Here is a 23435-nt window from a genome sequence, read left to right on the forward strand (position 1 = left end):
GAATATCTACCCCCTCAGCAAGCGGCCCAAAAAGAAGCTGTAGTGACACAAATAAGGCTATAAAAAGGTATGTTAAACTCTTATCCTTTTTGCACTTGGGAAAGTGACCTGTAATTAAAATCTACTCCAAAGTAAAAAAACCGCAAGACGGGGCTTTATATCAAAGCATGTATATTAATGCTTCATGGAATCTAAGGTTTTTTATTGTCTTAATCTCATTTTTCTTTTGATTATTCAATAATAAAATCGTTTAATATCATAATATTAATGGTTGTTAAATATAAAATTGAATTATTCCTAACCAACCTTTTTGGCTGGGAAAACCAAATGATTAGATTTGTTGAAAAATAGGAATCATGCAAGCTTAACCGCGATTTTCTTTTTTTGCGTTGTTTTTGTCATAAAAGTGTCATTAAAATGAAATTGGTCCTTGCTTATATAAGCAATGCGAATTTTTCATGGCGAAATTAACATATAGTAAAGCTTAACATTGATAGGCTGCTTTGGCCGCTGCGGAGTTAATAAACACCGTTAAGACGATTTTTATTCCATATATTTACCGGGGATGCGAGCTATCCCGGCAGAGGTGGCGTGGAGTGGGAGCGTAAGATTTAGTTATGATTAACCAAGCATGTTTTTTGCGTATGGAGCATACAGCCTATATATTTACTAACAGGCTCTGAGGTCAGCGCTGACATGATGGGCATGTGTTTGTCACTTCATGTACGTCAGAGGCCGGTATGATCAGATTGTTTTCGATGGCTGCAAGCGTACTGGCCCTTGTTCCTGCAGCCGAAAGAACAACCACGCACGGATTACGAGGAGAGTATCATGCATAAAAGAACGCTGGCGTCGCTCCACTACGAGAACATGCCTTACGATGGGGTTCATTACCATATCCTGAAACGCGAGGCGCAAGGACACACCGCGCTATTGAAGCTTGATGCCGGTAGCCGACAATCAGCCCGTTTGCATCCAGGCTGGGTCAAGCTGATTGTGTTTTCCGGTGAGTTGGTGGTTGGCGAACAGACGCTGCAGGCGAATGAAATGCTGATTATCCCAGCGAAGACCGCCTATACCGTCCAGGCGATTACGGAGGTTATCTGCCTGGCCATTTCTGAACTGGATGGCGTAGAACTGGCCCGCTGAGGCTGAACCTGAAACGTCGCGTCGAGGTCATCTCCGGCGCGGCGCGGATTATCTGATGATTATTGGCTGGGCAAGAATGGAGGACGTTCTCCAGCATTAAGATCCCGGCCACCGCCGACGGCCACATAGTTCCAACATCTTTGTCTTCAGCAGCCCGTTCACACCAACCAAGCCAGGTTCACATATCTGTTGATTTCTGGCCGGCATAACGGTGATTTTTGGTGAAATCTGCAGTATCAATTGCCGCCAATTTATCTCAGATTTCACGTAGCGCGATCAAAAAAGGAGGGCGTTTTGACCGATTCCACACGGCTTTTATCGGAGATCCAATCACTGGAGGTTCAGCTGCATCAGCCGGCAACGCGCAACGATGTGAATATTGTCGCTGCACTGTTGCATGAGGATTTTGAAGAAATCGGTCGCTCGGGGCAGCGTTACGATAAGCAGCAAACCGTTGCAGCGCTTGAAATGGAAAATGGCCATCGGCAGATTTTCGCCGAAGAGTTCAAACTGGCGAACGTTGCCGAAGGCGTGGTGTTACTGACGTATAAAAGTTTTCAACGGGACGCTAACGGTAAAATTGTACGCCGCACAGAGCGGTCATCGATCTGGCTGCTGTCATCGTCAAAAACTGGTGGTCGTTGGCAGCTGCGTTTTCATCAGGGCACGGCGAACGGTGATTGAAACCGCATTATTTGTTCTTCCACCAATCCCACTCGGCGTGCAGCCAAACGGCCAGCATCACGACACTGCCTATGAACCAATCGTCAGGCCATTTTGTCGCGCCGATAAAAATTGAAATGGCAGATGACAGAGCCGCAAAGCGCACCAGCGTTCTTATGAACATTATTATATTCCCGAAAAATAGGTATGCATATGGTGGGTGTGCAAAGGCGCAGGTTCAAATTGGTTTGATAGATCAATGATTGCTTATTGATCGTTGAAATCGATCATAACCGGGAGTTTTCTTAACCGGTGATAGATGGTGAAAACGGAAAAAGAGAAGGGTATTGATGATTGATTGGCAATGATAATAAAGATGATGAGCAAATGAAGGTATGCAAAGATGTAATTTAACATAATATACATTATGCGCACCTAGATTGAGTTAGGCCATTTCTGGTATTGTGGCTTTACATCGCATCGAGGTTCATTAAGATAACCCCGGCTTCGGGACTTTTACCTGGCGACTTCGCATGCTCTAGCTCTGGCGCTTGCCCCATTTTCATTCCATGCCTGGCGCTCAGCGAACCACCGTACTTTTTAGCCTGATGCTGATAACCGCTTCACCACCTGCGGCTGCATCCCTTTACACGGCGCTGTGCTTTCGATGTGACTGAACAGATAGATTACGATGGTCGGACATACATTCCATCTGACCTGAACCGAACGCAAATCTCCACCGCTATGATCGCGCTACGTGAATTCTGGAAAAACTTGGCAGGAAAACCCCTGCAAATTTTGTCAAAACACACCGCTTTCAACCGGCTGAAGTACGGCACATTATCGTTGCGAGTGCCGTCGTTGTGGTTTCCAGTGACATTGTCACTCGCACTTCATTCCCTGACCTGTTCGGATAATCTCTTCACCTGCTGATAATGGCGCTAGAATGGCAAAAAATTAACATCCGATGCTAAAAAACCGCCGTAAATTGTTCAAATGCCTAAAACTGAACGATGCTTTAAGAGCACCTAACTCTTTAAAAATCATTTTCATGGAGATATCTGAATGACGACGCAAGCAACAGCACGGCACTCAGCCTTCGCGGTGGCGGTTTACGAATGGTTGAATCCGCTACCTTATGGATTTTTTACCGCGGCACTGATTTTCGACATCATCTATGCCTGTAACGCAGAGATCCTCTGGGTGCAAGGCGCCAGCTGGCTGATCGCTATTGGCCTGATCCTCGCCATTATTCCCCGCCTGATAAATCTGGTTCAGGTATGGATTGGCGTCTCCTGGCCGCAAACATCGGCGGTAAAGCTGCATTTCTGGCTGAATCTGTTCGCCATCGTCTTAGCCATTGTCAATGCTTTCGTGCATAGCCGGGATGCCTACGCCGTAGTGCCACAAGGCGTTGTTCTTTCAGCCATTGTTGTTATATTGCTGAGCATCGCCAATATTCTGCTGGCCGTCGGCACGCGCGCAAAATAAGGAGATTCCACATGAAAACATCCCCTATGGCGATCGCCATTGCTGTCACCTTAATGTTGGCCGGCTGCGACAATAAAGCCGCCATCGATCCTGAACGGCAGATAGGGCCAGATCCCGAACTGCCGGCCGCGCAGAATTTCCTGATGCCGCCGATGCAAGTGCCGAAAGGCGTGGGCTGGCAGGCGGATCGGATGCCAAAAGTCGCCGCAGATCTGAAAATAGAGAAAGTGGCGGACGGTTTCCTGCACCCACGCCAGCTGCTTACCCTGCCCAACGGCGATGTTCTGGTGGTCGAAGCCAATGGCCCCGGTACCGAGGCCGTCACCACGCCCAAACAGCTGGTCGGTGGGCTGGTCAAAGGCCAATCCGGCAAGGGCGGCAAAGGCGGCAACCGCATCACCCTGCTGCGCCCAACCGCAGACGGTAAATGGGAGAAGCATGTTTTCCTGCAGCACCTCAATTCGCCATTCGGCGTGCAGCTGATTGGCAATACGCTGTACGTCGCCAACACCGGCAACATCATGCAATACCCCTATCAGCCAGGCGAAACGCAGATTACCGATGCGGGTAAAGAGCTGGCCGATCTGCCCGATACCATTAACCACCACTGGACCAAGGCGTTGCTCGCCAGCCCCGATGGCAAGAAGCTGTATGCCGGCATCGGCTCCAACAGCAACATTACCGAGAACGGTTTGGCTGTTGAGTATCGCCGCGCCGCCGTGCTGGAAGTAGACGTCGCCTCGGGCGCCAGCCGCATCTTCGCCGCCGGCTTGCGTAACCCGACCGGCCTGCAGTGGGAACCGCAGACCGGCAAGCTTTGGGCCATCGTTAACGAGCGCGACGAGATTGGCGCCGATCTGGTGCCGGATTATCTGACCTCGGTGCAGGATGGCGGTTTCTATGGCTGGCCTTACAGCTATTTCGGCCAGCATGTCGATCATCGGGTTCAACCACCGCGCCCGGATCTGGTGGCCAAAGCCATCAAGCCGGACTACGCCATCAGTTCGCACGTGGCGCCGCTTGGCCTCCTGTTCTATACCGGCGACAACCTGCCGGTCGGTTATCATGGCGGTGCATTTATCAGCGAGCATGGCAGTTGGGATCGCTCGCCGCTGAGCGGCTATCGGGTAAGCTACGTCGCCTTTGAGCAAGGCAAACCGGTCGGCAAACCCAAACCGGTGGTGACGGGCTTTGTCTCTGACGACGAAAAAGAGCTGTATGGCGCCCCCGTTGGGCTGGCGATCGACAAGTCAGGGGCGCTATTGGTGGCGGACGACGTCGGCAATACCGTCTGGCGCATCAGCGCCAAATAGTCCCTCATAGGCGTGGCCATGTTGGCCGCGCCTATGCCTTTTGGTGACATTGTCACTCACCCTGCTACCAGGGCCGTTCATACAGGCTGGTTGATCTCAATTGTGCCCAGGCGCCTGCATGTTTTTCATAGAGCGCGATGATATTCTCGGCCAAAGGGTCCGGCATTATTTTCTCCCGTTTATTTAGATAGGTGAATTATATATGGCAGAAACCGCCTCTGGCGCAGAAATTAAACGCCATATCGCAATAGAATCGCCAACAGGCCGTTGACCCGGCATAAAATGTTTTAACATTTGCAGCATAAACCAGTACAATTCCCTACCCTATGTTAACCCTGTATTTAGGTTAAATGTGTCGTTAATTCAGGCCCATGTATCACGAAGCCGGGCGCCCGCCTGGTTAGGGATATTTGCCATTCTGATGCTGTTTATCGCTCCGGTGATCTCGCGATCCCTGGAGCATGCGCGCGTCGGCAATGCTGAAACGACAACCATGGCGGATTGCGGCATGGAGATGCCGATGCATCACCAGCCGGCACCGGAGCCGAACGCCCATGCGGCGATGACGCACACCGGCAGCCATAACATGGCGATGATGATGGACGACAGCGCCTGCGGTTACTGCGTACTGTTGATCCACGCCCCGCTGCTGGATTTAACCCGGGCGCCGCTGTTCTGGTCTGCCTCAATCAGTTCCCGCGCGCCGCCGCTACGCTATATTCCCCCGCTGTTTGCTCACGTCATTGAGACCGAATTACAGCCTCGCGCCCCGCCCGCTTCTTTCCCGTTGCTTTAAAAATAGTCGTACTGTCGCCGTATTATTCCCGTTGAGGGTTATTCAACCGGGTGGCTTTATTTCGCCCGTAGGAAATAGCGCCGTACGCAATATTATTTTGGATTGATTCCGTTTTTATCGTGGTGTGATATCGCCAGGCCGCCCCGCGCCTGAATAATAATCCACCGCGACGGAAACTATTTTTTGCATTAAGGAAAGATAATGTTCGCAGCAGCTACAAATTATAAAAAGAACGCCGTAAGCCGTTCCATCACCGCCGCCATGCCGCTTTTTCTGTTGGCGACCTTCCACGCCCAGGCGGCGCAGCAGCAACATGGCGCCGCCGACGGTGAGGTGATCACCGTCACCGCACCGCTCTACTCGCCATTGACCATAGTGACGTCGCCGAAAACGCCAAGGCAGCCGGTGCCCGCCAGCGACGGTTCCGACTACCTGAAAACCATCCCCGGCTTCGCGCAAATCCGCAACGGCGGCACCAATGGCGATCCGGTGTTCCGCGGCATGTTCGGCTCACGGCTGAAAATCCTCACCGACGGCTCGGAGATGCTGGGCGCCTGTCCCGCGCGCATGGATGCGCCCACGTCGTATATCTCACCGGAAAGCTACGATTTGCTGACCATCACCAAAGGGCCGCAAACGGTGCTGTGGGGGCCGGGAGCATCGGCCGGCACGGTGCGCTTCGAGCGCGAGCGGCCGCGCTTCGATAAACCGGGCGTCAAAGGCAACGCCAGCGTGCTGACCGGCTCCAACGGCCGGTGGGACGAAAACATCGACGCCAGCCTGGGCGCTGAACAAGGCTATCTGCGCGTGATGGGCAATAAATCCCGCTCAAACGACTACCAGGATGGCGCCAATAACCGGGTGCCGTCACGCTGGGATAAATGGAACGGCGACCTGGCTCTGGGCTGGACGCCGGACAACGACACCCTGCTGGAAGTGACCATGGGCAGAGGCAACGGCGAAGCGCGCTACGCCGGGCGCAGCATGGACGGTTCGCAGTTCAAGCGCGAAAGCCTGGGCATGCGTGTCGAAAAATCGAATATCGGCGAGGTGCTGGATAAGCTGGAGGCGCAGGTCTATTACCACTACGCCAACCACATCATGGATAACACGACCTTGCGCTCCCCCGGCCAGGGCGGCATGTCGATGGGCGGCATGAGCGGGCATCACGGCATGAATATGGCTTCCGGCATGACCATGCAGCTGGATCGCCGCACCCTCGGCGGGCGGGTGATGGCAACCTGGCAGTGGCAGGACGTCAAGTTGGAAAGCGGCGTCGACACCCAGACCAATACCCACCGCAATATGAGCCACGGCGCCTGGCAAAAAGACGCGCAGTTCAATAACTACGGCGCTTTCGGCGAATTGACCTGGGCCGTCAATGAGCAAAACAAAGCGATCGGCGGCGCACGCCTCGATCGCAGCCTGGTGGAAAACTTCTCCAACGGTCAGGACGTGGAGCGCTCAGATACCCTGCCCGCCGGCTTTATGCGCCTTGAGCATACGCTGGCGGAAATGCCGCTGATGCTGTACGCCGGCATCGGCTATACCGAACGCTTCCCCGACTACTGGGAGCTGTTCTCGCCAACCTTCGGGCCAGGCGGCAAACAGGCGTTCTCCAGCGTCAAAAGCGAGAAGACTGCCCAGCTCGATATCGGCGCCCAATACAGCGGCAAGCGCCTCAGCAGCTGGGTCTCGGCCTATGTCGGCCGGGTCGATGACTTTATCCTGTTTAAATACGATCCTCACCACCCGCGCATCAGCCAGGCGGACAACGTTAACGCCAACATCATGGGCGCAGAAATGGGCTTTGGCTACCAGCTGGCGGAACACTGGAAAACCGACGCCAGTCTGGCCTACGCCTGGGGCAAAAACACCAGCGATGGCCGGCCGTTGCCGCAGATCCCCCCGCTGGAGGCGCGCCTCGGGCTGACGTATGAACGCGGCGACTGGAGCAGCACCGGCCTGTGGCGGTTGGTCAGCAGCCAGCACCGAGTGGCTATCAACGAAGGTAACGTGGTGGGCAAGGATTTTGCCGAGAGCCCAGGGTTCGGCGTGCTGTCCGCCAACGTGGCGTATAAGGTGAACAAGAGCGTCAAGCTGAGCACCGGCCTGGACAACATCCTGAACAAAACCTACAGCGAGCACCTGAATCTGGCGGGCAACAGCACCTTTGGCTATTCGGCCAATACCTCGGTTAACGAGCCTGGCCGCACCCTGTGGGCCAAAATCAACGTCAGCTTCTGAGTAAAACCGGGCGAGGGTTCGCCCTTGCCCGGTCAGCGATATGCGATTAGGATCTTAAGATATGTTTTTTAAGTTTTTCCCATCGTTATCCATGGGGATTACTATGCCAGTCAGGGTAAATCAATGGCTGGAGGAAACATGAAAACCATCAATCGCTTTTGGGCTTTGCTCAGCGAGCTGCTGATTGAAAAAGCCGAGGATGCTGTACCAGAGTCCAGCGCACAGGCTGAATCTCATGGCGCCCTGCCGCCGCGCATCGAGCGCTCCGTTCCGCTGGCCGACCGCTTCCTGTTTATGTAATCTCCGGCTGAGTGCGCCTCAGCCAAGCTCCCCCCGCTTAAACCGGCATAGTCATTTCTATTCCACCGTCAGAAGCCTTGCACCGCCTGCATAATATGTTCGCGCAGCCACTGATGAGCCGGATCCCGGTGAGACCGCTCAGGCCATAACATGGTCATTTCAAATCCCGGCACCGCAACCGGCGGTTCAACCACCTGCAGCGCGCTCTGATTACGCAGCAACCGTTCCGGCAGCATGGCCACCAGATCGGAGCTGGCCAGCACCGACAGCACGAACAGAAAATGCGGCACGGAAAGCACCACTCGCCGGGTTAACCCGATTTCCGCCAGTGCCTGGTCGGTAATGCCGAAAAATCCGCCGCCATCCGGTGAAACGATCACCTGTTCGAGCTCGCAGAATTGCCCCAGCGTCAGCTTTTTTTGCAGTTTGGGGTGGCCCATCCGGCCTGCCAATACGTAGCGTTCGTTGAACAAGATACGCTGACGCAGATTCGGCGGCGCGCCTTCCCGGGTATGAAAGGCCAGGTCGATCTCGCCCTGTTCCGCCTGCCGGGCGATGCGCGCCGGCGCGGTTTCCACCACCGCTAACCGGGTATTCGGCGCCGCCGTTCTCAGGCCCGCCAGCGCCGGCAACACGATGGTTGACTCACCGTAATCGAAGGCAGCCACGCGCCAGGTGTTGGCAGCCACGGCGGGATCGAACGCCGCGCTCGGTGCTACCGCCAATTCCAGCGCCGCCAAAGCCTGGCGCAAAGGTTCGCGCAGCTGCTCTGCACGCGCAGTCGGCCGCATGCCGCGCGGGCCAGGCAGCAGTAAGGGGTCGCCAAAAATATCCCGCAGTTTGGCCAGGTGCACGCTGACCGACGGCTGCGAAAAATTAAGCCGCTGCGCCGCCCGGGTGACGTTATGTTCCGCCAGCAGCGCATCCAGCGTTACCAGCAAATTGAGATCCAACTGCCTTAAATTAGTCATGGTAATACCTGGAATATCAGAAATTCATTTCTAATATACCTGACGGATGCCTACCCTGCAGTTATCTTGCAACGGAGGTTTACCATGAATATTTTGATCGTTTACGCCCACCCCGAACCGCAGTCGCTGAACGGCTCGCTGAAGAATTTCGCGGTTAAGCGCCTGCATGATGCGGGCCACCAGGTGCAGGTCTCCGATCTGTACGCCATGAGCTGGAAAGCGGTGCTGGACGCCGATGACAGCCAGGAAGAACAACAGGCGGCGCGTTTTGATCCCTCAGAGGCGTCGCAGCGCGCGTTCGCCGCGGGGCTGCAAAGCGAAGACATCGCACGCGAACAGCAAAAGCTGCTGTGGGCCGACGCCGTGATCCTGCAATTTCCGCTGTGGTGGTTCTCGATGCCGGCGATCCTCAAGGGCTGGGTCGAACGCGTCTATGCCTATGGGTTCGCCTATGGCGTGGGGGAGCATTCCGACGCCCGCTGGGGCGATCGCTATGGCGAAGGCACTCTGGCGGGCAAGCGGGCGATGCTGATCGTCAGCACCGGCGGGTGGCAGTCGCACTATGCGGCGCGCGGTATCAATGGCCCGATCGATGACATCTTGTTCCCGATCCAGCACGGCATTCTGCACTACCCCGGTTTCGAGGTGCTGCCGCCTTTTGTCACCTACCGCACCGGCCGGGTCGACGAGGCGCGCTTCACCACCCTGTGCGACGCCCTGGGGCAGCGGCTTGATGCCCTGTGGCAGACTGCGCCGATCCCTTTCCGGCGGCAAAACGCGGGCGACTATCTGATCCCCCAGCTGACGTTGAAGGATGAGATTGCGCCGCAACGCAGCGGTTTCGGCGCACATCTCCGCTAAGGTCATGCGCCCCGGCCGGGGCGCGGTTAATTCAACGCGGCGATAAAGGCCCGGTAATCTGCGGCGCTGCGTTCGATGTCCTGTCCGCTCAGTTGCGCAGCGGCGCTGTCCGAAGCCGACTCCGCGCCGTAAAACGCAAAAAACGGCGCGTAGTCGGCGCGAACGTAGTTAGCGGTGACCTCAAATGGCCGGAATATCTCTTCCAACGGGTATTTGTAGCGGCCGTCCTGCGCATAATCTTCCGCCCTGATGCCCGCCGTCACCGCCAGCGCCACTTTGCGCCCCTGCATTCTGTACCCGCTGCCTGAACCGTAAGCCCAGCCATAGGTGAGCACGTCATCCAGCCACTTCTTCAACAACGGCGGGCTGCTGAACCAAAAGATCGGGAACTGCAGCACAATGTTGTCGTGCGCCTCCAGCAGCTGCTGCTCTTTGGCCACGTCAATCCGCCAGTCAGGGTAAGCGCGATACAACTCGTGCACGGTATAAAGCTCGGGGTATTTCCGCAGCTCGGTCAGCCATTTCCGGTTAATCACCGAGTTCTCGATATCCGGGTGAGCAACAACCACCAGCGTTTTCATGCGGGCATCTCCTTTTAATGGGTTCACCGACGCATCATAGGGTATGCTTTAAAGATGTAAAATACGCACACTGACTACACATACTTACCTTGAGGAAAGCGTAAAATGAACGCTGAAGACATTTGCAGCCCGACGGGCATCAGGCTGGAAGAGACTGGCTACGGCTATACGCTGGCGGTGATCAGCGGGAAGTACAAGATGATCATTCTGTATTGGTTGGCGCAATATAAGCCGGTGCTGCGCTTTAATGAGCTGCAACGCCGCATCGGCACCATATCTTACAAGACGTTGAGCTCAACCCTGAAAGAGCTGGAAAGAGACGGTCTGGTGATCCGAAAGGAATACCCGCAGATCCCGCCCAAGGTGGAATACAGCTTGTCCGAACGAGGACGCTCGCTGATCCCGGTTATCGACATGATGTGCGACTGGGGCGAGCGGCATCGCGATGGCGGCGCTACGCCGCAGGGCTAACGCCGCGGCGCACGAACAGCTGTTCCGTCATCGGCTTGCCCCACTGCGTGCCGGGTTGTTCCTGGTTAAGCACAAAGCCGGCGCTTTCATAAAGATGCCTGGCTGAATCCAGCCCTTTGAAGGTCCAAAGATGGGTTTCGCGGAAGGGTTTTTCATCACAAAAATTCACCGCCTTAGCCAGCAATTGGCGGCCAATGCCGCTGCCGCGCAGCACATCGTCGACGATAAAGGCGCGCAGATGAGCGCGATTATCGCCTAACCCTTCACCGTCGATGGAAATTGAACCGAGTATGCGGCCGCCGCCCAGCGCCAGCCAGGTTTCATTTTGCGGATGCGACAGCCGCGCGGCCAAATCGGCCAGCATCGCCCCCACCTTGGCCTCGAAGAAGGCGCCGAACCCCACCGTACGGGCATAGTATTGCATATGCATTTCAAGCGTCCTGGCGACAAAGCCGGGCCGATAGCCGCTGACAATCTCAATGGTTGCCTTAGCGGGCGCATCTGTCGCCCGCGCTGAGCGCAGCGCGGCGGCATAGGTCTGTAAACCGGTGGCGATAGCGGCGTCGGCGCCTGGGGGCAGCCCCGTCAATGCGGCCATAACCTGCCGCTCCGCAAAGCGGTTAATGCTTGCCAGCGTTTCTCGGCCCCGATCCGTCAACATCAGGAGCTTCTCACGCGCATCGGTATCGCTGGGGGTATTCGCCAATTGTCCCGCTTTGATCAGTTTGCTCAACATGCGGCTGACGCTGGATTTTTCCAGGTTCAGGATCCCGCATAGCGCTGCGGCGGTATTGGCGCGCTGTTCGCCTATCTCTATCAGTGCGTGGACCGCCGAGGGCGGCATATCGGTGCCGGCAAGCGTGCTGCCCATAAAGCCGAGTTCTCGCACTAATTGGCGGCTGGCGTCGCGAATGGGCTGCAGATAGGTATGGCAAGCGGTTGACATGATGGCCCCTGTCGATATGGTTGTATATTACAACTATATCGCCGCCGGACGGAAAATCAACATTTCCTTGCATGCATCATCGGGCGCAACCGAAATTAATCTTGCTTCAGCTCGCGCAGATACTTGTAAACCGTGGCGCGCCCCATCGACAGCACGTTGGCGATATAGTCCGCGGCGCTTTTGGCCTTGAACGCCCCTTCATGATACAGGTCGTTGACCAGCGATCTCTTTTGCTCGCGAGTCAGCGAACCCAGGGCCGCATTCTCGCGGCGCAGCCACTCATGCAGGAAGGTATTGATCTTCTCCTGCCAGTCGTCCTTGAACAGCTGTTGAGGCTGCGGCTGCAGGCGCGTTACCGACAGGAACATGTCCAGCGCGTTTCTGGCGTCTTCAAAAGTGCCGGTGCTCAGGTTAATGCACAGCAAATAGCTGGGCTTGCCCTGCTCATCGCGCGCGGCGATGCTCACCGAGCGCATTTTCTTGCCGTCCCAGTTGAGTTTCTCATAGGGGCCGGTCACTTTCGCTTCGGCGCTCAGTTCGAAATCCTCCAGCCCGGCGTCATCGCCCGGCTTGCGCTTCGACAGATTGTTGGCCAAATAGGCGACCTTGTTGGTGGCCAGATCGTGTATCACCACCTCGACGTTAGGGAAAAACAGGGCTGCGATACCGTCGGCGACCGACCGCAAGAGTTCGAGTTGGGAGGGGGTGTTAGGCACGCTGCTGTGTCTCCGTGTGGTGCTGTTTCAAGCGCTTAGCATACCTCAGTTGCGTGCGCTTGCCGAGCGGAGCGCGACCTGAGCCGCGCTCGCGGAAGCTTATTCCGCCCCGGCGCTGAACACGTAGCCTTCACGCGCCAGGCTGTCGCGCACCCGGAAGCGCCAGATCAGCCCCAGGGCGATAAACCACAGCGGCATGCTGCACAGGGCAATCAGCGTATCGCGGTCAAACACCATCAGCACCAGCGTAAAGGCGAAGAACGCCAGCGTCAGCCAGGCCATCGCCACCCCGCCCGGCATCTTGAAATTAGAGCCTGCATGCAGATCCGGCCGCTTGTTGCGGTAAACCAGATAGGCCGCCAGAATAGTGCCCCAGCTGTATACCACCAGGATCGCCGCCACCGTCGAGACGATGGTAAACAGCGTCATCACGTTCGGCACCAGGATCAACAACAGGGTGCCGACGACCATACAGAAGCACGAGAACAGCAGGCTACGGATAGGAATGGCGGTATTGCGCGACAAAATGCGGAACTGCACGTGAGCGTGCTTTTCCATCGACAGGCTGTACAACATGCGGGTGCTGGAGTAGACGCCGCTGTTGGCCGAAGACATCGCTGAGGTCAGCACCACAAAGTTGATCACTGCCGCCGCCGCCGGTAGCCCCGCCTGGTCGAACAGCATTACGAACGGGCTGCTGTCGGGGGAAATATGGCTCCACGAACTGACGGCGATGATGGTCAACATCGAGAACACGTAGAAGATGATGATCCGCGCCGGGATCACGTTGATCGCCTTCGGCAGCACCTTTTCCGGATTTTTGGTTTCCGCCGACAGCGTGCCGAGCAGCTCGATACCCGTGCAGGAGAAGATGGCTATCTGGAAGCCGGCGAAGAAGCCGAAGATGCCGTGCGGCATAAAGATGGCGGGATCGGTAACGTTGCGTACCGAGGCGGTAACGCCGTCCGGCGAGGTCCAGCCGTGGAACACCATCCAGGCGCCGGTGACGATCAGCGCGACAATCGCCACCACCTTGATCATTGCAAACCAGAACTCCGCCTCGCCAAACATTTTCACCGACAGCATATTGAACAGGCACAGCAGCCCGAGCGTCAGCAGCGCGGGGAGCCAGGGCGATACCTCTGGCAGCCAGTACTGTACATAGCCGCCGCACACCACCACGTCGGCGATACAGGTCACTACCCAGCTCAACCAGTAGGACCAGCCAAGAAAGAAGCTGGCCTTCGGCCCCAGATATTCGGAAACGAAATCGGCGAACGAGCGATAGTCGAGCCGGGTCAGCAGCAGCTCCCCCATCGCCCGCATCACCATAAACATGAAGAAGCCGACGATCAGGTAGGTGATCACAATCGAGGTGCCGGACAGCGCGATAGTTTTGCCGGAGCCCATAAACAGCCCGGTGCCGATGGCGCCGCCGATCGAAATCAGCTGAATATGCCGCGAACTCAGGCCGCGTTGCAATGTTTGGGCGCAGTCTGGCCCCTCGGCTGAACCTGGGTTCAACCGATCGTGGTGGTTTTTTGTCATGGTGTTACCTGTCCGTCGTTAAGGCGATTAAGCAACCGCGATCGCTTCCGCGCAGCGCGAGTTGCAGCAGGAGTGAAACGCGCCAGGGCGTTCTACCGGCAAACAAGAAATTCAGACCAAACGATGCCCGCCCTGTTGTTACAGAGAGGTGATAATTTTTGTTGTTCATAAAACGGTGGTGCAAACTGCGATATCGCCCACGTTTGGCATGCGAAGCCTGGGCGTGGTAGGTAACCTACTGAATAGCAATAAATTAAAATTTACCTTGTGCAACAAAAAAACGACGCCGGTGCCGTTTTAACATGAATTTAACTCTGGCGGCGGGAAACGGCATTGTCAACATGGCACTTAAATAAAATGAAACTTTTTGATCACATTCAAGCTTCTGAAAAATAGGTTAAAACGGGTTTTATGCGTTTTTTATGCATAAAATATGCATGCTGTCGAGAGCTGCCGGCGAAAAGTAATTAACTATTCACTTTTCACCCCGCAGCCCGTCCCCGGCCGCCCTCTGGCCCGATGAGATGGGGGCTAACAAGCGGCATAATTAGTGGTAAATTGAGCGTCGCAAAGTGTTATGCACTCGGTAATCCACGGTTAAACAAAATAAATACCTCTATATAAAAAAGGTTGGTTATGGAAAAGCTATCCTACGCTTCAGAAAGCAGCACCACGGCTTGGGCCACATATCTGCAACAAATCGACCGCGTCGCCCCGTACCTCGGCGACCTGTCGCGCTGGATCGATACGTTGCGTCATCCTAAGCGCGCTTTGATTGTTGATATCCCGCTGCAGATGGATGACGGCACCATCCGCCATTTTGAAGGCTTCCGCGTTCAGCACAACCTGTCCCGCGGCCCGGGTAAAGGCGGCATCCGCTTCCACCCGGACGTCGATCTGGATGAAGTCATGGCGCTGTCCGCCTGGATGACCATCAAGTGTGCGGCGGTCAACCTGCCGTACGGCGGCGCCAAAGGCGGCATCCGCGTCGATCCTTTCAAACTGTCTGAAGGCGAACTGGAGCGACTGACCCGCCGCTACACCAGCGAAATCGGTTTCATCATCGGGCCACAGAAAGACATCCCGGCACCGGACGTCGGCACCAACGCCAAAGTGATGGCATGGATGATGGACACCTACTCCATGAACCACGGCACCACCATCACCGGCGTCGTTACCGGCAAGCCTATCCACCTGGGCGGTTCTCTCGGCCGTGAAAAAGCTACCGGCCGCGGCGTATTCGTCACCGGCAGCGAAGTGGCCAAGCGTTTGGGCGTGCAGATCGAAGGCGCCAAGGTTGCGGTTCAGGGCTTTGGTAACGTGGGCAGCGAAGCGGCTCGCCTGTTCGTTGGCGTCGGCGCGCGCGTAGTGGTGATTCAGGACCACTCCGCCACCCTGTTCAACGCCGACGGCATCGACCTCAACGCGCTGACCGAATGGCAGACCAAGAACAAGCAAATCGCCGGTTTCCCTGGCGCCAGCGAGATCGAAAGCGAAGCCTTCTGGTCCGTTGACATGGATATCCTGATCCCAGCGGCGCTGGAAGGCCAGATTACCCGTCAGCGCGCCGAAATCCTCAGCGCCAAGCTGGTGCTGGAAGGCGCTAACGGCCCAACCTACCCGGATGCGGATGACGTGCTGCGCTCACGCAACATTACCGTAGTGCCAGACGTTATCTGCAACGCCGGCGGCGTAACCGTGAGTTACTTCGAGTGGGTGCAGGATATGGCCAGCTACTTCTGGAGCGAGTCCGAGATCAACGAGCGTATGGACAAGATCATGACCGACGCTATGGTCCACGTCTGGAACAAGGCCAAAGAGAAAGAGTGCAGCCTGCGCACCGCCGCTTATATCGTGGCCTGTGAGCGCATCCTGACCGCACGTAAAGAACGCGGTATCTACCCGGGCTGATGCCTGGTTTCCCGGCCTGCCCCTGCAGGCCGGGATTTCTTCGCCCTTTCCCCTAACGCAGACAGCGTTTCAACACCTTCCCGGTGCTGGTCATCGGCAAACGTTCGACAAACTCCAGAATGCGCGGGTATTTGTAGGCCGCCAGCCGCTCCTTGCTCCAGGCGATCAGTTCATCTTCGGCAATGCCGTCGTCCGCCTCCTTCAGCACCACCACCGCCTTGATTTCCTCGCCCAGCGCCGGGTGTTCGACGCCGATTACCGCCACCAGCGACACCGCCGGATGCCGCATCAGCACCTCTTCAATCTCACGCGGGTAGACGTTAAAACCGCCGCGGATGATCATGTCCTTGGCGCGGTCGACGATAAAATAGAAACCGTCGGCATCGCGGCGGCCCAGATCGCCGGTTCTGAACCACCCCTCGTTATCCAGCGCTTCGGCCGTCGCCTCCGGCCGGTTCAGGTAGCCCTTCATGATGTTGTAACCGCGCACCGCCAACTCGCCAACCTGATCGACGCCGTCAATCGGCTGGCCGGTCACGTCCAGCAGCCGCACTTCCACGCCCCAAATCGGCTGGCCGATCGAGCCGGCTTTGTTCTGCCTGCGCGGATGATTAAAGGTGGCGACCGGGCTGGTTTCCGACAGCCCGTAGCCTTCGAGAATATTGATGCCGAAGCGGCGGGAGAAATCCTCCAGGATCTTCACCGGCAGGCTGGCGCCGCCGGATACCGCCATGCGCAGCGTGCTGCGCAAGCGCGCCAGGTCCACCCTATCGTCCAGCGCGTTCAACAGTGCCCAGTACATGGTCGGCACGCCGGCGAAGAAGGTAATGCCATGTTTTTGCATCAGCGCGATGGCCTGGGCGGCGTCAAAGCGCTCCATCAACACCAGCGTGGCGGCGCTGGCGAAACCGGCGTTCATTTGCACGGTGGAGCCGAAAGTATGGAACAACGGCAGCGTCACCAGATGGCGATCGGGATCCGTTTCCGATCCCTCGAACAGCCGTACCGACCCCAACGCATTGAGCGTCAGATTGGCATGGCTCAGCTCCGCCCCCTTGGCGCGCCCGGTGGTGCCGCTGGTGTAGAGCACCACCGCGGTGTCGGTCTCCGCCGTGGCCGCCGAACAAAACGCGGCGGGCTGCTCGGCGATCGCCTGATTGAAACGCTCCCCGCTCAGCGGCAACCGGTCGCCGATAATCAGAAAGTCGCGGCAATGCTCGGCGTTGTCAAAAGCGCGCCGCGCTTCGGCCGCCAGCGGCAACCCCTCGCTGCCCTCATGGCAGAAGAAGGCCACCGCCGCCGAATCCGCCAGGTAATATTCAAATTCGGCGCTTTTCAACAGGGTATTCAGCGGCACAACGGTGGCGCCGATTTTGAGGATGCCATAGTAGATGGCCGGAAACTCCGGCCGATTAGGGCAAGCCAGCGCCACCCTTTCGCCGGCCCTTACCCCGCGTGCGATCAACAGATTTGCCACCCGGTTGGCCATCTCATTCAGCGCGCGGTAGCTGAGCGGAGTATCGTCCTGTACCACCGCCGGGCGGTCTGGCCAGGAACGCGCGCTCTCTTCAAGCAAGGTAGCCAAATTAAGCATCGAGGATTCTCCGTGAAAATTGAGCGGCCGGCGAAGCGCCGCAGTATCACGAGTATAGAATCAGGTAATAGAAACAATGCCTTAACCATCACAATTTGGTTAGATAAATAGAGGCAAAAGGAGATTATATTCAAACAGATTTCATTGGGTTATCTGTCCCTGCTTAATTTACCCCCCAGGAGACGCAATTGATCCTCCAGGAGATTGGTGATTTTTTCGGCCATACTTAGGCTTTATCCCTATTCCCGGAGCACAGCCATCATGAGCAAGAAGAAGATTTTGATGTTGGTCGGCGATTACGCCGAAGATTACGAAACCATGGTGCCGTTTCAGGCGTTGCAGATGATTGGCCACCAGGTGGACGCGGTGTGCCCCGACAAGTCCAAGGGTGACTACATCATGACGGCGATCCATGACTTTGACGGCGCCCAAACCTACAGCGAAAAGCCCGGCCACCGTTTCACCCTCAACGCCGATTTTTCTGCGGCGAAAGAAGAAGACTATGACGCGCTGCTGATCCCCGGCGGCCGGGCGCCCGAATATCTGCGGCTCAATCCGCAGGTGATCAAGCTGGTGCAGGCGTTCGACGCCGCGCGCAAACCCATTGCCGCCGTTTGCCACGGCCCGCAGCTGCTGGCCGCCGCCGGAGTGCTGAAAGGCCGCACCTGCAGCGCCTACCCGGCCTGCGCGCCGGAAGTGCGGCTCAGCGGTGGACATTATGCCGACATCGGCATCGATCAGGCGCACGTCGACGGCAACCTGGTCACCGCCCCGGCCTGGCCCGCGCATCCCCAATGGCTGGCGAAGTTCGCCGAGGTGCTGCAGCAATAAGCGGCGGTTTTATCTGAGCTGTTCGATCAGGAAATGAATGTCGTACAGCCAGCGTTTGGCGCGCGCCGATCGCACCAGCATGGAAACGCACAGCGCGCGGATATGTTCATGGCTGGCGCCGGACGAGAACCAGCGCCCGCTGTGGGCGGAGGGGAAATACAGCTCGTGGTTGTAGTTGCTGCTGTCGATGCCGAATTGATCGAAATAACGCCGCATCAGCGCATTGGAATCGCTGAACGACAGGCTGAGCGCCCTGTTGATCTCGGTTTCTGCGGTAATTACGAGGTCTTTTTTGAGAAAACCGCGAGCGCTAAAGCCGGCGATAAGCGAAATAACCTGCTGCTGGATGTCTGCTGCCATAGCGGTAACCCTGAATCGGAATGGTGAGTTATCCATCAGACTCTTCCCTCCGGCGCGAGTTCTTGCCGTCAGGCGGGTTTTCCCTTTCTTTACGTTTTCATTACCCCTTCTGCCGCTTGTGGCCCCAGCGGCGCCTTTCTCAAACGGATAGGGAGCTATTCCTTGCCCAATATATTGTTCTCATTGAAAACCCTTGCTGCGTTGGTTATGTTGTAACCACCTCATATAAATTTGAAACAGCCCCGCTTGCCACACGGCGAGTGCGTAGCGAATTTTTTTCGGCATGATGGGTCGTGATTAACTACATCCCCTCCTCTTAAGGAAGAAAAAAGGTGTTTCGCCAGGAAGCGATCGATAACCAGAAATTGAAGTGGCGTGGCCGGGCATTGTTGTTGCCTGGCATTCCTGTTTGGCTCACAGCAGGATTGTGCCTGTTTTTTTTCATTGCGTTTCTCACCTTCGTTATTGCCGGCACCTATACCCGAAGGGTCAACGTGACAGGCGAGATCAGCACCTATCCGCGCGCCGCCAACGTCTATTCCGCCGTTCAGGGGGTGGTGGTTAAACAATTTGTCACCGAAGGACAAGTAGTCGCCGCCGGTACTCCCATTTACCAGATCGACGTCAGCAAGAGTACCCGCAGCGGAGTGCTTAGCGATAATCAGCGCCGGGATATCAACGCTCAGTTGGCGCGTATTGCGCACATCATCAGCCGACTGGAAAGCAGCAAGCAGGCCACGCTCGCGATGCTGGAAAAATAGAAAGCACGGTATACCGCCGCGTTTGCGCACTCCACCGATATTCTCCGACGAGCCCAGGAAGGGATACGCATTATGAAGGAGAATATGGAGAATTACCGGCACTATCAGGCCAAAGGGCTGATCAACAAGGACCAGCTTACCAACCAAGTGGCGCTGTATTATCAGCAACAGAACAACCTGCTCGGCCTGTCCGGTCAAAACGAGCAAAACGCCCTGCAGATCACCGTGCTGGAAAGTCAGCTCCACACCCAGGCCGCCGAATTCGATAACCAGATTTACCAAATGGAGCTGCAGCGCTATGAGCTGCAAAAGGAGTTGTTGAACATAGATGCTGGCGGGATGATCGTCGTGCGCGCGCTGGCCGACGGGCGCATCGACTCTCTGAGCGTCACTGTCGGACAAATGGTTAACCTCGGCGACAGTCTGCTGCAGGTGATCCCGCACGAAATAGATCACTATGCGCTGGTGCTCTGGGTACCCAACGACGCCATCCCTTATATTACCGTCGGTGATAAGGTCAATGTGCGCTATGACGCCTTTCCGGCGGAGAAATTCGGTCAGTTCGCCGGCATCGTCTCCGTCATATCCAAATCCCCCGCCTCACCGCAGGAAATGCTGACCTACCAGGGGGCTCCAAAAGTCGCTTTGACCGCTGCCGTACCGTACTACAAGGTGATTGTCAGACCGAAAAAACAGGACATTGGCTACAATGGCAAACGGCTGAGCCTGGAAAACGGTATGAAAGCGCAAAGTACTCTGTTTCTCGAAGAAAGGAAGATTTATCAATGGATGCTATCACCGTTCTACGACATGAAACACAGTTCTGCGGGGCCAGTCGATGAGTAAGCTTACCTTCAAACAGCTGATCAGCCAGTTGGACATGCGCCTGCGTCATAGAGTCCCGATGGTTCACCAAACCGAATCTTCGGAGTGCGGTCTTGCCTGCCTGGCGATGATATGTGGCTACTACGGCAAAAATATCGATCTGATAGCATTACGCCGGCAATTCAACCTGTCTAACCGCGGCGCCACTCTGACCGGGTTGACCGGTATAGCTGAACAGCTGGGACTGGTCACCCGCCCACTGTCGTTGGATATGAACGAACTCGGTGCGCTGAAAACACCCTGCATTTTGCATTGGGAATTCAACCACTTCGTGGTGCTGGTCAGCGTGAAACATAATCGTGTGGTGTTGCATGACCCAGTGCGTGGCCACCGGACCGTAAGCCTGACGGAGCTGTCACACAGTTTTACCGGAGTAGCGCTCGAGGCCTGGCCCGGCAGTGAATTTACCGCCGACAGCGTCCTCCACAAAATTCGCCTTCGCACGCTGATCGGCAGCGTGCACGGTTTGAAAGGGGCGCTCGGCAAAATATTTTGTCTGTCTCTGGTATTTGAAACCATCAACCTGGTGATGCCGATTGGCACGCAGCTGGTGATGGATCACGCTATACCCGCCGGGGATCGCGGGTTGCTGACGCTCATCTGCGCCGGACTGATGATGTTCATTCTATTGCGGGCGGCCATCGGTATGGTGCGAGCCTGGTCCGGACTGGTCATGGCGACGCTCATCAATGTACAGTGGCAGTCCGGTCTGTTTACCCATTTGCTGCGCCTGCCACTGGGCTACTTTGAACGACGAAAACTGGGTGACATTCAGTCGCGTTTCGGCTCATTGGACACGCTGCGCAGCACCTTCACCACGAGTATCGTCGGCGCCATCATGGACGGTATCATGGTCATTGGTGTGTTGGTGATGATGGTGCTGTATGGCGGCTGGCTGACCTGGGTGGTAATCGCGTTCACCGCACTATACGTTTTGCTTCGCCTCCTGACCTACGGCTATTACCGAAAACTGTCCGAGGAGGCCCTGGTCAGAGAGGCGCGGGCCGGTTCGTATTTTATGGAAACGCTGTACGGCATCGCTACCGTCAAAATGCAGGGCATGGCGGAACGCCGCATTGCTCACTGGCTCAACCTAGAAATAGACACCATCAATACCGGTATTCGGATCACCAAAATGGACATGTTGTTTGGCGGCATCAGTACGCTGTTCGCCGCCTGTGATCAGGTCGCAATTCTGTGGCTGGGAACCAGCCTGGTGATCGATAATCAAATGACCATCGGGATGTTTGTCGCGTTCGGCGCCTTCCGGGGGCAATTCTCTGAGCGCATCGGATCGCTGACGGAATTTTTACTGCAGCTACGCATGATGAGTCTGCATAACGAGCGTATTGCCGATATCGCTTTGCACCCGCGGGAGAATCGTAAGCCTGATCTTCATTGCGATACGAATCTGAAGCCGGTGGGATTGACGACCCATGGGTTGAGCTATCGCTATGACAGCCAGTCGCCAGCCATCTTTAAGGCTCTGGAACTCACGGTTAAGGCGGGAGAAAGCGTGGCTATCGTTGGTCCATCCGGCGCCGGCAAAACCACGTTGATGAAAGTACTATGTGGGCTATTTCCCCCAGATTCAGGCCGAGTTGAGGTGAATGGCATTGATATCCAGCAGCTCGGTATCAATAACTACCACAAGATGGTCGCCTGTGTAATGCAGGACGACAAACTGTTCTCCGGTTCTATCCGAGAGAATATCTGTGGGTTTGCGGACAAGGTAGATGACTCGTGGATGCAGGAATGTGCTCGCGCCAGCTTTCTACACGAAGTGATCATACGAATGCCGATGGGGTATGAAACGCTGATCGGGGAACTGGGTGAAGGATTATCCGGAGGGCAAAAGCAGCGGCTATTCATTGCACGGGCAATCTACAAGAAACCGGCAATTTTGTTCTTGGATGAGGCTACCAGTGCGTTGGATAAAGAGAGTGAAGCTGTGGTTAATCAAGCGATCAAGGGACTTCGTATTACTAGGGTTATCATTGCACACAGAGAAAGTACTATTGAGTCAGCTGATAGAGTAATATCTTTAACATGACATACACCATAGGTATTTTATACTTATGGTGTATACACGAATTTTATAGTTTAACTCTGAGGCTTGAATAAGTAACAAATTAACTTGTAAATTGCCAGAATAATAGAAATAGAAAACCAAATTGACACAACAATTTTTGACAGATTTTCTGGAGCTGAATACAAATAGTCTTTACTCACCCCTGCACCAGACAAGAAAAATGATGACAAGAACAACCCTATAATAATCGCACCGATTTTTTGCATTTTTTTCATTACCCTAACCACCCGTTTTCAAAAGGATGGAACACCGTTCCATCCTATATAAATCATGGAGGAGTCTTACCAACTGCAACCGCCAGATCCATTTTTACCACTGCAACTACCACCACTTTTGTTCCCGCCAGGTCCTGTTCCGACATTGCCACCACCATGGGCGGAGTCTTTAAAACATCCGCCTGTAATAGCCCCTTTAGCCAACCCAGCAGCCATACCCGCAGGACCTCCAACTGCACCTTCTGCCATACCTGCTAGCATGCCGTTGACACAATCTGGTGAGGTATGTTTACCATAAAAACCGCCAGATTTATTTCCATCTTTTTTGGAGCTACCTTTCGTTTTCCCACCATTATCAACACGATCGCCGCCATTATTCCCTCGGCCACCAGAGACAAAATCAAGCATTGAAGGATCAAGAACTTTCATAAACAACTCCTTTTGATGAGGATACTGAACCATGTAAAAGTATGTAAGGCAATTTATTAATAATTTATCGGCGGTATTTTTTCAATGCTTTTTCCATAAACCACCACCTGATTTAATCAGTGTTTATCCTTTTTATTGCGTAGAGGCTCGACTGACTGCACCTAAAAATCAAGCCATTGGGCCTTCCTTTAAAATAAACCGGTTACATGCAATGTGTTTTTTTATTCACGTGAAGAATAATTAATTTGCAAGCTTTAAATATATTTATGGAATGTAACCTCCAGCACCGATTTGCTATTAATCA

General features: G+C 55.3%; 21 protein-coding genes and 1 pseudogene. 13 read left to right on the forward strand and 9 right to left on the reverse strand.

Annotated elements, in window-relative coordinates; all coding sequences use genetic code 11:
• The first annotated feature begins 831 nt into the window (after positions 1-831).
• Both KHA73_RS12210 and KHA73_RS12215 read left to right on the forward strand, forming a co-directional pair.
• Complete coding sequence (locus KHA73_RS12210) at positions 832-1149, forward strand: cupin domain-containing protein (RefSeq protein WP_234591145.1); 318 nt, start codon at positions 832-834, stop codon at positions 1147-1149.
• 294 nt (positions 1150-1443) lie between these two features.
• Entirely contained in the window at positions 1444-1833 is a 390-nt protein-coding gene (locus tag KHA73_RS12215; RefSeq protein ID WP_234591147.1) for a nuclear transport factor 2 family protein, read from the forward strand.
• Positions 1834-1840: 7 nt separating this feature from the next.
• Here the strand turns inward: KHA73_RS12215 and KHA73_RS12220 are convergent, their stop codons facing one another.
• The gene (locus tag KHA73_RS12220) at positions 1841-1996 is read right to left on the reverse strand and encodes a hypothetical protein (RefSeq protein ID WP_234591148.1); all 156 of its coding nucleotides are present in this window, start codon (positions 1994-1996) and stop codon (positions 1841-1843) included.
• Between the two features lie 881 nt (positions 1997-2877).
• Here KHA73_RS12220 and KHA73_RS12225 point away from each other — a divergent pair.
• From KHA73_RS12225 to KHA73_RS12245, 5 genes are all read left to right on the forward strand, one after another.
• The gene (locus tag KHA73_RS12225) at positions 2878-3303 is read left to right on the forward strand and encodes a DUF2231 domain-containing protein (RefSeq protein WP_234591150.1); all 426 of its coding nucleotides are present in this window, start codon (positions 2878-2880) and stop codon (positions 3301-3303) included.
• Positions 3304-3314: 11 nt separating this feature from the next.
• A complete protein-coding gene (locus KHA73_RS12230; protein ID WP_234591151.1) occupies positions 3315-4616 on the forward strand; it encodes a PQQ-dependent sugar dehydrogenase in 1302 nt (433 codons plus the stop codon).
• A 421-nt stretch (positions 4617-5037) separates the two neighbouring features.
• Positions 5038-5412: a DUF2946 domain-containing protein gene (locus tag KHA73_RS12235; RefSeq protein WP_234591153.1), complete on the forward strand. Its 375-nt coding sequence runs from the start codon at positions 5038-5040 to the stop codon at positions 5410-5412.
• Between the two features lie 201 nt (positions 5413-5613).
• Positions 5614-7659: a TonB-dependent copper receptor gene (locus tag KHA73_RS12240; RefSeq protein ID WP_234591155.1), complete on the forward strand. Its 2046-nt coding sequence runs from the start codon at positions 5614-5616 to the stop codon at positions 7657-7659.
• A gap of 138 nt (positions 7660-7797) precedes the next feature.
• Positions 7798-7959, forward strand: a complete 162-nt coding sequence (locus KHA73_RS12245; protein ID WP_234584575.1) for a hypothetical protein — start codon at positions 7798-7800, stop codon at positions 7957-7959.
• A 68-nt stretch (positions 7960-8027) separates the two neighbouring features.
• Here KHA73_RS12245 and KHA73_RS12250 read toward each other — a convergent pair whose 3' ends face one another.
• Complete coding sequence (locus tag KHA73_RS12250; RefSeq protein WP_234584576.1) at positions 8028-8930, reverse strand: LysR family transcriptional regulator; 903 nt, start codon at positions 8928-8930, stop codon at positions 8028-8030.
• An 84-nt stretch (positions 8931-9014) separates the two neighbouring features.
• Between KHA73_RS12250 and KHA73_RS12255 the strand changes: the two genes are divergently transcribed.
• The gene (locus KHA73_RS12255) at positions 9015-9791 is read left to right on the forward strand and encodes an NAD(P)H-dependent oxidoreductase (RefSeq protein ID WP_234584577.1); all 777 of its coding nucleotides are present in this window, start codon (positions 9015-9017) and stop codon (positions 9789-9791) included.
• A 26-nt stretch (positions 9792-9817) separates the two neighbouring features.
• Here the strand turns inward: KHA73_RS12255 and KHA73_RS12260 are convergent, their stop codons facing one another.
• Complete coding sequence (locus tag KHA73_RS12260) at positions 9818-10372, reverse strand: NAD(P)H-dependent oxidoreductase (protein ID WP_234584578.1); 555 nt, start codon at positions 10370-10372, stop codon at positions 9818-9820.
• Positions 10373-10477: 105 nt separating this feature from the next.
• Here KHA73_RS12260 and KHA73_RS12265 point away from each other — a divergent pair, with 105 nt between their 5' ends.
• Positions 10478-10843 carry a winged helix-turn-helix transcriptional regulator gene (locus KHA73_RS12265; protein ID WP_234584579.1) on the forward strand — a complete coding sequence of 122 codons (366 nt, stop codon included), beginning with the start codon at positions 10478-10480 and terminating at the stop codon, positions 10841-10843.
• Here the strand turns inward: KHA73_RS12265 and KHA73_RS12270 are convergent.
• The 3 genes from KHA73_RS12270 to KHA73_RS12280 form a co-directional block, all read right to left on the reverse strand.
• The gene (locus tag KHA73_RS12270; protein WP_234584580.1) at positions 10827-11789 is read right to left on the reverse strand and encodes a bifunctional helix-turn-helix transcriptional regulator/GNAT family N-acetyltransferase; all 963 of its coding nucleotides are present in this window, start codon (positions 11787-11789) and stop codon (positions 10827-10829) included. The two genes, KHA73_RS12265 and KHA73_RS12270, sit on opposite strands and share 17 nt — an antisense overlap.
• 95 nt (positions 11790-11884) lie before the next feature.
• Positions 11885-12505: a helix-turn-helix transcriptional regulator gene (locus tag KHA73_RS12275; protein ID WP_234584581.1), complete on the reverse strand. Its 621-nt coding sequence runs from the start codon at positions 12503-12505 to the stop codon at positions 11885-11887.
• 99 nt (positions 12506-12604) lie between these two features.
• Complete coding sequence (locus KHA73_RS12280; protein ID WP_234584582.1) at positions 12605-14053, reverse strand: amino acid permease; 1449 nt, start codon at positions 14051-14053, stop codon at positions 12605-12607.
• A gap of 636 nt (positions 14054-14689) precedes the next feature.
• On the opposite strand from KHA73_RS12280, the gene KHA73_RS12285 reads away from it, so the two are divergent.
• Positions 14690-15964, forward strand: a complete 1275-nt coding sequence (locus tag KHA73_RS12285; protein WP_234584583.1) for a Glu/Leu/Phe/Val family dehydrogenase — start codon at positions 14690-14692, stop codon at positions 15962-15964.
• A gap of 52 nt (positions 15965-16016) precedes the next feature.
• Here KHA73_RS12285 and KHA73_RS12290 read toward each other — a convergent pair whose 3' ends face one another.
• Positions 16017-17558, reverse strand: coding sequence for a long-chain-fatty-acid--CoA ligase (locus KHA73_RS12290; RefSeq protein ID WP_234584584.1), 1542 nt, complete (start codon positions 17556-17558; stop codon positions 16017-16019).
• 261 nt (positions 17559-17819) lie between these two features.
• On the opposite strand from KHA73_RS12290, the gene KHA73_RS12295 reads away from it, so the two are divergent.
• Positions 17820-18389: a DJ-1/PfpI family protein gene (locus KHA73_RS12295; protein WP_234584585.1), complete on the forward strand. Its 570-nt coding sequence runs from the start codon at positions 17820-17822 to the stop codon at positions 18387-18389.
• 9 nt (positions 18390-18398) lie between these two features.
• Here the strand turns inward: KHA73_RS12295 and KHA73_RS12300 are convergent, their stop codons facing one another.
• Positions 18399-18749, reverse strand: a complete 351-nt coding sequence (locus KHA73_RS12300; protein ID WP_234584586.1) for a DUF1493 family protein — start codon at positions 18747-18749, stop codon at positions 18399-18401.
• A 332-nt stretch (positions 18750-19081) separates the two neighbouring features.
• Between KHA73_RS12300 and KHA73_RS12305 the strand changes: the two are divergent.
• Together KHA73_RS12305 and KHA73_RS12310 are read left to right on the forward strand one after the other, a co-directional pair.
• Positions 19082-20356: pseudogene (locus KHA73_RS12305) on the forward strand (HlyD family secretion protein).
• Positions 20349-22448 (forward strand): peptidase domain-containing ABC transporter, encoded by a 2100-nt coding sequence (locus KHA73_RS12310; RefSeq protein WP_234584587.1) that lies wholly within the window; start codon positions 20349-20351, stop codon positions 22446-22448. The pseudogene KHA73_RS12305 and the gene KHA73_RS12310 overlap by 8 nt, the downstream one beginning before the upstream one ends.
• A 320-nt stretch (positions 22449-22768) precedes the next feature.
• Here KHA73_RS12310 and KHA73_RS12315 read toward each other — a convergent pair whose 3' ends face one another.
• Positions 22769-23131, reverse strand: a complete 363-nt coding sequence (locus KHA73_RS12315; RefSeq protein ID WP_234584588.1) for a hypothetical protein — start codon at positions 23129-23131, stop codon at positions 22769-22771.
• Between the last annotated feature and the right edge of the window lie 304 nt (positions 23132-23435).

Source organism: Serratia entomophila, assembly GCF_021462285.1.
Lineage (GTDB): Bacteria > Pseudomonadota > Gammaproteobacteria > Enterobacterales > Enterobacteriaceae > Serratia > Serratia entomophila.